Source organism: Parvibacter caecicola, from assembly GCF_003725335.1.
GTDB classification, from domain to species: Bacteria; Actinomycetota; Coriobacteriia; order Coriobacteriales; family Eggerthellaceae; genus Parvibacter; species Parvibacter caecicola.
In genome coordinates, this window is the sequence record NZ_QIBY01000004.1 from 120,154 (window position 1) to 131,134 (window position 10,981).

The 10,981-nt window shown below is 64.3% G+C and carries 10 protein-coding genes; 1 reads left to right on the forward strand and 9 read right to left on the reverse strand.

The annotated features are described in order from the left end of the window. Positions 1-50: 50 nt before the first annotated feature. The 6 genes from DMP11_RS04285 to mobB all read right to left on the reverse strand — a co-directional run bounded on the left by DMP11_RS04285 (position 51) and on the right by mobB (position 6,676). Complete coding sequence (locus tag DMP11_RS04285) at positions 51-734, reverse strand: histidine phosphatase family protein (RefSeq protein WP_123185270.1); 684 nt, start codon at positions 732-734, stop codon at positions 51-53. Between the two features lie 380 nt (positions 735-1,114). Beyond that, complete coding sequence (locus DMP11_RS04290) at positions 1,115-1,882, reverse strand: amino acid ABC transporter ATP-binding protein (RefSeq protein WP_123185271.1); 768 nt, start codon at positions 1,880-1,882, stop codon at positions 1,115-1,117. A gap of 189 nt (positions 1,883-2,071) precedes the next feature. Next, a complete protein-coding gene (locus tag DMP11_RS04295; protein WP_123185272.1) occupies positions 2,072-2,725 on the reverse strand; it encodes an amino acid ABC transporter permease in 654 nt (217 codons plus the stop codon). Between the two features lie 183 nt (positions 2,726-2,908). Continuing rightward, the gene (locus DMP11_RS04300; protein ID WP_123185273.1) at positions 2,909-3,775 is read right to left on the reverse strand and encodes a transporter substrate-binding domain-containing protein; all 867 of its coding nucleotides are present in this window, start codon (positions 3,773-3,775) and stop codon (positions 2,909-2,911) included. A 483-nt stretch (positions 3,776-4,258) separates the two neighbouring features. After that, the gene (locus DMP11_RS04305) at positions 4,259-5,416 is read right to left on the reverse strand and encodes a 4Fe-4S binding protein (RefSeq protein WP_123185274.1); all 1,158 of its coding nucleotides are present in this window, start codon (positions 5,414-5,416) and stop codon (positions 4,259-4,261) included. Positions 5,417-5,425: 9 nt separating this feature from the next. Continuing rightward, positions 5,426-6,676, reverse strand: coding sequence for a molybdopterin-guanine dinucleotide biosynthesis protein B (mobB, locus tag DMP11_RS04310; protein WP_123185275.1), 1,251 nt, complete (start codon positions 6,674-6,676; stop codon positions 5,426-5,428). Between the two features lie 140 nt (positions 6,677-6,816). On the opposite strand from mobB, the gene DMP11_RS04315 reads away from it, so the two are divergent. Beyond that, positions 6,817-8,004: a PucR family transcriptional regulator gene (locus DMP11_RS04315; RefSeq protein WP_123185276.1), complete on the forward strand. Its 1,188-nt coding sequence runs from the start codon at positions 6,817-6,819 to the stop codon at positions 8,002-8,004. A 313-nt stretch (positions 8,005-8,317) separates the two neighbouring features. On the opposite strand, the gene DMP11_RS04320 is transcribed toward DMP11_RS04315, so the two are convergent. From DMP11_RS04320 to DMP11_RS04330, 3 genes are read right to left on the reverse strand one after another with little or no spacing between them, the layout of a single operon-like run. Further along, on the reverse strand, positions 8,318-9,793 hold the full coding sequence (locus tag DMP11_RS04320; protein ID WP_123185277.1) for a glutathionylspermidine synthase family protein: 1,476 nt from the start codon (positions 9,791-9,793) through the stop codon (positions 8,318-8,320). Positions 9,794-9,850: 57 nt separating this feature from the next. Beyond that, a complete protein-coding gene (gene recR / locus DMP11_RS04325) occupies positions 9,851-10,447 on the reverse strand; it encodes a recombination mediator RecR (protein ID WP_123185278.1) in 597 nt (198 codons plus the stop codon). Between the two features lie 15 nt (positions 10,448-10,462). Continuing rightward, positions 10,463-10,771: a YbaB/EbfC family nucleoid-associated protein gene (locus tag DMP11_RS04330; RefSeq protein ID WP_123185279.1), complete on the reverse strand. Its 309-nt coding sequence runs from the start codon at positions 10,769-10,771 to the stop codon at positions 10,463-10,465. Positions 10,772-10,981 lie beyond the last annotated feature (210 nt).

The following is a 10,981-nucleotide window of genomic DNA, read 5'->3' on the forward strand; positions in this document are numbered from 1 at the left end:
CTACTGGGTGCCGGGGGCTTTCTCGTCCGTTAGGACTTTCTCCTTGTTTGTCACCTGCGCGTAGGGGGTACTCCAATCCGCCCCACTGTGACCTCGTCATTATCCCATATGAGCTCGGTGAACGACGCGTTGCCGATCTTCTCGGGCTCGTTCACCCGCGCGCGGTCGAACAGGTACACCAGCGTGCGCACGGTGAAGGCATGGGTGACCACCAGCACGTTGCCGCCTCCCTGGGATTCGATTTGCCGGCCCACGTCCTGCAGGAAGCTGCGCAGCCGCGCTTCGATGGCGGCGAAGTTCTCGGCCCGGCCGGTGGTGTCAATGGCGGCGAAGTAGTCGGCAATTTGGGGCAGTTGGCGATTGTGGTGGCTGCGCGGCAGCACCTCGCCGAAGCAGGCGGCCAGCGCGTCTTGCATGAACTGGCGGTCCTCCCCTTCCAGCTGACCGTAGCACCATTCCCGCAGGCGGGAATCGGCGTGCAGTGGCAGCTCTTCGGGGATGCCCTGGCCGCGGGCAGAAAGCCACGCCTTCCACGCGATTTCCAGGGTGGCACGGGCGCGGCCGCTGTCGGAGGAGTAGCCGGCCACGAATGTGCGATTGGCAAGGCGACGCCCCAATTCCGCTGCGGCATACTCGCCGGCAGCCGTGAGCGGGGTGTCGCACCAGCCCTGCACCCGGTTCATCACGTTGAAGATGGTTTCGCCGTGGCGGGCCACGTAAAACGTAACGGTCATGGCACGCCTCCTTTCATGCCGCACACGTTTTCAGTGTAGGGCAAGCCGCCAACCCGCCGCATCAGCCGATACGCGGCGGTAACCTGTGAAGAGGCCACCCCCGCCCGTCCGGGCGCAATCGCAGCCGGCGCATAGGCAGAGATAGAATCTCTGCCCTACGAAAGCGACAGAGACGAACGTTCAAGCACGAATAGAGCTGCCCCCTTGGCTGGCCCGGTTGGGCGGGGCGGAGCGAGGTGAGGCAAAGCCCAAGGAGTGCCGAGACCACAGGCTCGGCACGACGACGCGTCGAGCGCAGCCCCGCCCAACCGGGCCAGCCTCCAAAAACCTGACGTTATCCCCGTCCCCTGTCACTCCCCCGTCACGGACGCGGGCGCGGCTTAGTTGTTGGCGTAGTTGGAGAGAAAGGCTTTGGTACGGTTGTGCTGGGGGTTGTTGATCAGCTGCTCCGCCGGCCCCTCTTCCACAATCACACCGCCGTCCATGAAAATGATGCGGTCGGCCACGTCGCGGGCGAAGCTCATCTCGTGGGTGACGATCACCATGGTCATGTGCTCGCTGGCCAAATCGCGGATCACCTTCAGCACCTCGCGGGTGAGCTCGGGGTCGAGCGCGCTTGTGGGCTCGTCGAAGAACAGCACGTCGGGGTTCATGGCCAAGGCGCGGGCAATGGCCACCCGCTGCTGCTGACCGCCGGAAAGCTCACAGGGCACCATGGCCTCCTTGCCGGAAAGCCCCATCTTCGCCAGCAGCTCCACGGCCCGCGCCTCCGCCTGTTCCTTGGGCATCTTCTGCACGCAGATCAGCGGGTCGGTGATGTTTTTCATTACGGTGTAGTGGGGAAATAGGTTGAAGTTCTGGAACACCAGGCCAAAGCGCTCCTTGGCCTTGGCCAGCACCTGCTTGCCGCCGTAAACGGCCCGGCCGCCCGCATCGGTGGCCACCGCCAAATCGCCGTAAGCGAGGCTGCCGCCGTCCAAGGTTTCCAGCAGCGTCATGCAGCGCAGCAGCGTGGACTTCCCGCCGCCGGAGGGGCCGATGATGGCCAGCACGTCCCCTTTGTTCACCGTAAGAGAGATGTCCTTGAGCACCTGATTGCTCCCAAAGCTCTTCTTCCCGCTCTCAAGACTCACCACAGCATCGGTCATGTTGTCCTCCGTATAACCTCAGGCCTGTACCGGCCCGTCAGCACTAATAAATCGAATCCTTACCTGTCCGCCAAAGCAAGCGAGGGTTTCTCTGGCGCCCTAGATTGCCCTGAAATCCGACTGAGCGTACTCGGGTACGCGAAGGTAGGAATTGAGGGGCAAGATGGGGTGCCGGAGGACTCCGCAGCGCTAATCGTGGTAATAATCAAGCTTCTTTTCCACCTTGTTCATCACGAACTCGATGAGCAGGCAGAACACCCAGTAAATGAGGGCGGCGATGGCGTAGGGCACCATCGACACCTCGCGGGCCGCCAGCGCTTTGGCAGCGTTGAACATCTCCATGATGCCCAGCACGAAGGCAAGGGAGGTGTCCTTCACCAGGGTGATGATTTCGTTGCCCATGGCGGGCAAGATGCGCTTGATCACCTGGGGCAGCACGATTTTCATGAAGGTCTGCGCCTTGGTGTAGCCCAGCACGCTGGCGGCTTCGTACTGGCCGCGGGGGATGGACTGGATGCCGGAGCGGTAAATTTCCGCGAAATAAGCGGCATAGTTCAAGATGAAGCCGATGGCGCAGGCGCCGAACTTCCAATCAGCCCCCATCTCAAGCCCGAACAGGTAATAGGGGCCGAACATGATGGCCATCAGCTGCAGCATGAGCGGCGTGCCACGCAGGATGGAGATGTAGAAGCGGGCCACCAGCGAAAGCGGCTTGAAGCGGCTCATGCGGGCCAGCGCCACCACAACGCCCAAAGGCAGCGCGCCTATGAGCGTGATGAAGAAGATGGCAACGGTGAGCTGAAGGCCCCCCAGCAGTATTCCCATCATTACGCCGAATTCCATGGCATCCCTCTCTCTTCCGGCGCCCCATCGCAGGGCGCCAAGCCAAGGCAAACCCCAAACCGCTGCAGCGCCAGCGGGCTGGGGTTTGCCGGGTCCGCACGGAGCCCTTCGGCAAAACGGCCCCGCCCCGAAGGGCAGGGCCGGCAACGGGGTCGCCGCCAAGCGGCTCCGGCTTAGGGCGCGTTACTCGAACAGCACCCAGTTGTCCACGGTCACGCCGTAGTCGGCGTACTTCTCGCACAGCTTCTGCACGGTGCCGTCGGCGTAGAGCTCTTTCAGGGCGTCAGTCACCTGCTTGGCCAACTCGGTGTCGCCCTTCTTGAAGCCCACGGCGTAGTGCTCGGAGCTCAGAGAGGTGGGCAGCTGGGTGTAGGCACCAGGGTTGGCGGCCATCTGGTAGGCGGCGATGGACAGGTCACAGGCCACGGCGTCCACCATGCCCGACTCCAGCTGCATGAAGGCGTTGTTGTAGTCAGTCAGCTGATCCAGCGCGGCGAAGGTGTCGGCCAGCTCTTTCTGGTCGCCATCAAGCACGTCCAGCGCGGCGGAGTCCACCTGGGTGACCACGGTCTTACCGGCCAGGTCGGCCAGGTCGGCGATGTCAGAACCGGCCTTCACCACTACCACTTGCTCGTTGAGCATGTAGGGCTCGCTGAAGGTGTAATCGTTCTCGCGGCCCTCCATGGTAAAGCCGTTCCAGATGCAGTTGATGGAGCCTTGGTTGATGAGGGCGTCCTTGGCATCCCAGTTGATGGCGGTGGCTTCAAACTCCCAACCCAACTTGTCGCACACGGCGGCGGCCAGGTCCAAATCGAGGCCGGTGGGGTTGCCGTCGTCGCCGATGAAGCCGTAGGGCGGGTAGGAGTTGTCGTAGCCCACAATCAGCTTGGTGGCCTGGGCGGGAGCATCGGCCTCGGGGGTCTGCTGCTCGGCCGGGGCGGGCTGGGCCGCGGGCTCTTGCTTCTCAGGGGCGCCGGAGCAGCCGGCCACCAGGGCGGCCGCCAGACAGGCGGTGGCGGCGAACGCCAGAATCTTCGTAAACTTCTTCATAGGGTTCCCTTCTATGGCGAACCGGAAAGCCGGTTCATTTGCATTTGCACTTTATCACGCTAAAGCGAACGGAGGGCAGTATAACACACAAGATTCACCCGTGGGGAGCGAACAGGCAGCGGGAGCTCCCTGAAGGGCAACGGCGGCCCTGGCCCCGCAAGCCACCGTGGCTGGGCCAGTTGGGCGGGGCGGAGCGAGGTCCGGCCAAGCCAAAGGAGGTCCGAGACTACAGGCTCGGGCCGACGACGCATCGAGCGCAGCCCCGTCCAACCGGCCCACCCTCCAGGAACGTTTAGGCAGAGATAGAATCTCTGCCCTACGAATTCGACCTGCGACGGCGTCTTCGCTGGGCCGACCCGGCGGGTCGGAGCGAGATCCGGCCAAGCGGAGTAGAGGGGAACTAACTCGCCCGCCAGGGCGAGTTAGTTCCCCTCGTACGGAGCGTCGAGCGCAGGCCTGTCGGGTCGGCCCACCCTCCAGAGGCTATTTGCGGCCGAAGAGCTGGGGTTTGGGGCGCGCCTTCCCAATCTCTAGGAGACGCGGCTCGAAGTCGAACAGCTCGGCGGTTTCCACCGTGTCGCTCACCTCGATGCACTTGGCCATGCAGGCATCGGCGCACAGCATGCACTGGGTACAGTCGGCCATGGAGAATTCCACCAGGCGCGTCTCGTCGTTTTGCGACTCCACCTCGCTGTAGTTCAGGGCATCGGTGGGGCAGAACATCACGCACATGCCGCAGCCGGTGCAGCGCTCCACGTCGATGGAAACCGAGCCGAAGTCGCGCCCCTGCAGGGTGTCCTGGCGCGGCGCCGGGCCCAGTTGGCACATAGCGTCCATCAGCCGCAGCGTGCGCTCGGCGGAAAACTGCGGCATCTTGCCCGCCTGCGACACCTTCAGCCGCTCGCGGATGGAGGCCACCTTCTCGTCGCGCCCCATGCCCAGCGAATCCAGCACCGTCTTTTCCGCCACCTCGATGGCCGCCTCTTGGGCAAAGGCCTTGGCGTCGGTGAAGAAGCTGCGGCGCGACGCCCCCACCGCTTTGGCGGGGTTTTCCGGGATGTCCAGCGGGAAGTCGGACATGCGCGACATCAGCACCTTGCTGCCCATGAGGTTACGCAGGCTGCGGGCGCAGGCCAGCGTGGCGTCCACGGCCGGCACCACGTCGCGGTACTTGCACGTGGCGCAGGTGCCGTCCACCAGCACTATCTCCTCGGCGCCGGCAGCGGCAATTTCCAAAAGCGACGTTTCCTCGATACGCCCCAGGCAGGGCACCACCGCGTACATGTCGGGGTCGGCGATGTGGCGCGCCTCCATGCGGGCGCAGGCGATCACCGCTTTGGGCTTGCCCAGGTTCTGCTGGGCGGCGGCCACCCGCGCCGCCAGCTGCTCGGCGGTGGGCTCTAGCGGCACCAGCGCCTGAGTGGGGCACACGGCCACGCAAGAGCCGCAGGAAACACATTGGGCACCGGAAATGGCGATGGAATTCAGCTTGATGTCGATGGCGTGGCTGAAGCACACCTCCTCGCAGCGCGAGCACTGGGAATTGCGGTTGCGCACCTTCACGCAGCGGTCGGGCATGGCAACAACGGCGGCCGTGTCCAGGGCGTTGGCAACTTCCACCACATCGTTGAGGCTGGGCATGGGTACTTCCTATTCTCCGAAAAAGGTCTCTTCCACCCGCTTGAGGTCTTCGGGGGTGTTCACGTTCACAAAGCAGCCGCCGCGGGGCTCCACCTCTATCACTTCCTCGCGGGTAAACTCCAGCACCTCCAGCCCCTGGCCGTCGAAGAGGTCCTGGGCGCGCACGCAGCCATCGGCCAGGGCGCGGTTTGACGCGGCCAGGCAGGCGCTGCGGCGGTAGAGGGCGTGGAAGGGCTCGAAGCCGTACTGGTTCACCGGCACCACAATGTCTGCCTTGGTTTGGGACATGCGCACCGCCTCGGCCACGATCAAAGACGGGCTGGCGAACACCATGTCGCAGGCCACCACGGCCACATAGGGGAACCGGGCGGCGGAAAACGCCGTGTTCAGGCCGCGCAGGGCGCCCCGCTGCTCGTGCACATCGGGCACCAGGCGAATGTCCAGATGCGGGAACTCTTCGTGCAGGAACTGCAGGTTCTCGGCTTCGTTGGTGGTGACGATCAGCTCGTCGGCCACCGGGGCAAGGCGGGCTATCAGGCGGCCGATCAGCGGCTTTCCCCGGAAGGGCACCGTGGCCTTCGAGCGGCCCATGCGCCGGCTTTCGCCGCCCGCCTGGATCACCACCGAAACGCAATGGCGGGTGTAGTCTTCCTGAAGGAAATCCCCCAGCTTCTCCACGTCGTCGAAGCCGAACACGGGAATGCCGTATATGTCGGCCGCTTCCTCTGCCTGGGGGATGTCGGTGACGATAGCCACCGTGCTGGCGCGGGGCATCTTCGATTCCAAATCGGCCTGGTAGGCCCCTTGGCCGCGGGAGGCTTGGATGAAATCGGTGCCCAACGAAGCGCCATTTTTCGCCCCTTTGGCAAATGCCTCGGCTACCGCCACATCGGCGGGGTTGCCCGAGCGCATGATTTCGATGGTGGGCAGCCCGCTTTTGCGATAGCCCTCCACCAGCACGATGTCGTGGCCGGGCATGGAGCGCACAATGTCGCGGCACTCCATCTCCCCTTCCACCGTTTTGATGCGGGCCATCTGGCCGGGGGCGGCGATAACCGTCTCGCTGGCACCGGCGGCGCGATGGCGGTAGGAATCTTTGCCCGGATAGTCGATGTCGAAGCCCTTGTGGCTGTGGTGTTTCACGCTGCCCACATCCAAACCGCGCGACACCAACTCGGCGATCAGCTTCTCCACCAGCGTGGTTTTCCCGGAATTATGGCGGCCGACGATGGCCACCGCCGGACTTGGAACGTTGATCATGCTTCCCTCCCTTGTGGGCAGGAATTATAGCAGAGCGCCCCGCGCCCCATAACATTCCCAAACAAGATGCAAAGCCGGAGTTGCAGTGCTGCGCTACAATAGAGGCAACCGTTTTTGGACGTTTGGACGAAAGGCACCGAATGGTTACCGTTGCAGATGTGCTAGCGCTCCCGGTATTCGACAACGTGAACCTGGCGGCCCCCTGCGAGGGCTTCGAGGGGCGCGAGATAATCAACTGCGGCACGCTGGACTACGAGCCCTTCTTCCACGACTACCACGCCTTCGTGCCCGGCGAGTTCATCTTCACCACGCTGGGGTTTGCCCAGATGCACCCGGAACTGGCGGAAGAGGCGCTTCTGGCCCTCATCGAACACGGGGTGGCGGCCATCGCCATCAAGCCAGTGGCCCTCACCGAGCTGAGCCCGAAGGTGCAAGAGGCCAGCGCGGCGGCGGAGGTGCCGGTGTTCTTCTACGACGGCCGCTACATGGAGCGGACGCTGGCCAGCGTGATGGCCCTCATCGACGAAGAAGCGGTGAACTCCGAGCGCAACCGCCTCATCGACCAGGTGCTGGCCCCCTCCGACGAGCGCCACGTGGCCAACCTCATCTTCTCCATTGCCGGCATCACCGGGGCCACGGTGCAGTGCCTGGCCATTCAGCCGCTGGTGCTGGAAACTGCCACGCTGCGGGCGCTGCACGGAGTGGTGCGCAACGTGGCGGAAGACTACGGCCGCCGCTTCGAGGAAGTGGGGGGTACGTTTACCTGCGTGTACGACGACGTCATCTTGGCGTTCATCTCGTTCAAGAGGCCGCCGCAGTCGGTGATCACCATCTCCGAGGCCGACCTGGCCGCCAATATCGCCCAGGCGGGGCCGCTCCTGTGCGGGCTTTCCCAAGAGCTGCCCATGGGCGAAGGCGATTTGGCCATCCGGCAGGCGCAGGCGGCGCTGGCCACGGCGCGGCTGGACGACTCGAACATCGTGCGCTGGACGGCGCTGCGCTTCGACGCCTTCTGGGCCGCCGCCACCAGCGACCGGCTGTTCTCCCGCACTGCGGCGCTGATCATGGACTTGCTGCGCGAATACGACCGCGCCCACGACGGCGAACTGGCCCCCACGGCGCTGGCCTACGCCCGGGCGCTGGGAGAAGTGCGCACCGCCGCCGAGCAACTGTTCCAGCACCCGAACACCGTGCGCTATCGGCTGCGCAAAATCAAGGAAGTGCTGGGGATGGGCGAAGCCACCGATCGGGAGCTGGGGGCCATCCTCACCTTCGCCGCCCTGGCAGTGGACGGCCAGTTCCGCGATTCCTTCGACTCGTACCAGTAAAGGCGTGTCGGGGGGACGTACACTTTTGACGTCAGCCCCGTCTCCGCGTCAGCCCGCCCCGCAAAAGAAAAACGGCCCGCCAGTAGCGAGCCGTTCATCTTCGCCTAGCCATCAAGAGGTTTATGTCCCCTCCAAAACAAAAACCCCGCGAAGCCCAGGCTGTTAGACTGGAGCACCAGGTGCTCCCGAAAAGATCTTGGATAGTATAGCAGTTCACTCATTTTACAAAACCTTAATATTCAGTTTTGTAACCTTCGCTGGCCCCCGCGCGCCCTTCCCCGGCGAAAAAGCGCCTCTCATGGGGCGAAAACAGCTACTCGTCGGCGTTTTTCAACCAGAAGACCGGCGCCACCAATCCTTCCCGAGCGCTGCCGATAACCTCTTGCGGCCCTTGGCGCACGTACACGCCGGCGAATTGGCCGCAATGGCAGTACAGGCCGAACAGGTTGCCGTAGGGCTGCGGCGCGGCGGTGAAATCCGCTTCACGCCCGTAAAGCGGGATGGCGGGCGACGTCGCGGGGGCCACGAACCGCTGCACCAGGTACGGGGAGCCGTCACGGGAAGCCAGCGCCTCGTCGATCAGGCGGTTCCACTGCTCGGTGGTGCACTCAGCGCCAGCCGTGACGTTCTTGGTGGCGTACCAGTCGGTGGGCTTCAGCACCCAGTCGGCCGGGCACGCCCGCACCTCTTCCAAATCCAGCGACGGATCGTCCAGAAACGCCGTGAAGGGGATGCGCTCCTCCACAAACGCCCGCTCCTCAAAAGTGAGCAACGGCTGCACCTCCGGGTGCCGCAGCAAGGCGAAGAGCTGCTTATCATGGGCGATTTGAGTGGAAAACGCCCCCACCAGGGTAACGGCGCCGGTGCGCACCGCTTTGATGAACGGCTGCACCTCGTCCCAGTATTTCAGCAGGTCAACCACAATGCAGAAGCGCCATACCAGGTGGATGGGCACGTTGTTCTGGCCGGCGAGCGCATTGCGGCCCACCAGCCGGCCGTCTTCGACGCGCAAGTCGCGCACGTCGTAGATGGAGCAATCCCAGCCCAGATCCTCGATGATTTCCTGATAGGCGTCCAGCTCGCGCACGTCGGGGTTGGGGCTTTCCATGCACACGGCAATGGCCACATGGGGCACCTGCCCCTCCCGCTGCAGCTGCTTGAACGCGGCAGTGGTGCGGAAGATGGCCATCAGCTTCTCGGCCCAGCCCTCGAACTGCTCGTCGCAACGGCTCTCCAGTGGGTAGCGGCTCTGGAACTCCCAGAAGGCGTCGCTTTCCGCCACCGCGGCGCAGGCCTCGGCGTTTTCCAGCATGCCACTGGAGGAGTCGGTGTTGAACTCGCAGAACTGGAATGCTTCCGTCTGCTGGTTGTACAGCAGATCGAAGCGGGCCATCGGCAGCGGCTCCTCGTAGCCGGAAGGCAGCAGCACCAGCTCTTCCACCCGCGGATCGAAACGGAACAGCTTGCGGAACTGGGCGTCCGATTGGTAGCAGTGGATCACCTTGCGCAAAATGCCGTAGGTGGTTTCCACGATGGACGCGAAGCCGCGACGGCTGGCAGGGGTGAACAGGGTGGGCAGGAAATCGAAGGCCACCGGCAGCCCCCGGTAGTAGGCCTGGCCGTCCTCCATGCGCTCCCAGGCGCGCCAGCGGCCCGGCTCGTCGCCGTGCAGGCCTCTCACCACCTGCAGGTACTGGCGGGCCAGCTGCTCTTCGGTGGGATGGCCGCCGTCCGGGACAGCAGACTGCACCGGCGGCTTGCCGGAAGCGGCAGGGTTGCGTGGGGTCATGGTTGTTCTCCTTAGACGGCCGCGGGGTCGGATGCGAAACGGGCGCCGGGGCGGGCGCTACAGGGGGCGGCGGGCTTCCAGGGCGCGGCCCAGGGTTACCTCGTCGGCGAACTCTAAGTCGCCCCCCACCGGCAGGCCGCTGGCCAGCCGCGTGACCGTTATGCCCAACGGTTTGATGAGACGGGCCAGGTAGGCGGCGGTGGTCTCCCCTTCTATGTTGGGATTGGTGGCCAGCACCACTTCCCGCACGTCTTCGGAAGCCAGCCGGCTCATGAGCGGCGCGATGGTGAGGTCGGCCGGGCCAACGCCGCCCATGGGGGAAAGCTCGCCCCCCAACACGTGGTACACGCCGCTGAACACGCCGGTGCGCTCCAGCGGCGGGATGTCGCGGGGCTCCCCCACCACGCACAGCAGGCCGCCGTCGCGGGAGGGGCTGGCGCAGATGGCGCACAGGTCGTCTTCGGCATAGTTGAAGCAGCGCTGGCAAAAATGCACCGTGCTCTTCACCTCTTGGATGGCCTGAGCCAGCCGCAAGGCGTCCGCGGAATCACTATTAAGTATGTAATAGGCAATGCGCTGAGCCGACTTGGGGCCTACGCCGGGCAGCCGTTCCAGCTCGTCCAGCAGCTTTTGGATTGCCGGGGCAGATTGCATGGAGGGGCACCGGACCTACATGAGGCCGGGGATCTTCACCCCGCCCATGATGGAGTTCATGCGCTGGGCGGAAGCGTTGGTGGCGCTGGCAACGGCATCGTTCACCGCCACTACAATCATGTCCTCCAGCATCTCCACGTCTTCGGGGTCTACCGCGGCGGGGTCGATGGAGAGGGACTTCAGCTCCATGTTGCCGGTCACCACGGCCTTCACCATGCCGCCGCCGGCAGTGGCCTCGAACTCCATGGAGGCGATTTCCTCCTGGGCGCGGGCCGCTTCCATCTGCATCTTTTGGGCCTGCTTCATCATCTTCTTCATATCCATGAGGATGGCTCCTTGTCTAGCGAAAACAAACTGCAGAAACTATAGCGTAAGTTGGGGGCGCCGGACCGCGCGGGAACGGGCACGCAACCCATCTATTGCTCGGTGAACACAACCCCGTCTCCGAAGGCGCCGGACAAGATGGAATTCAGCTCGTCGGGGCTGGCCTCCTCCCCGGCCGGGGCCGCCGGGGGCACGCCGTCTCTTATACAC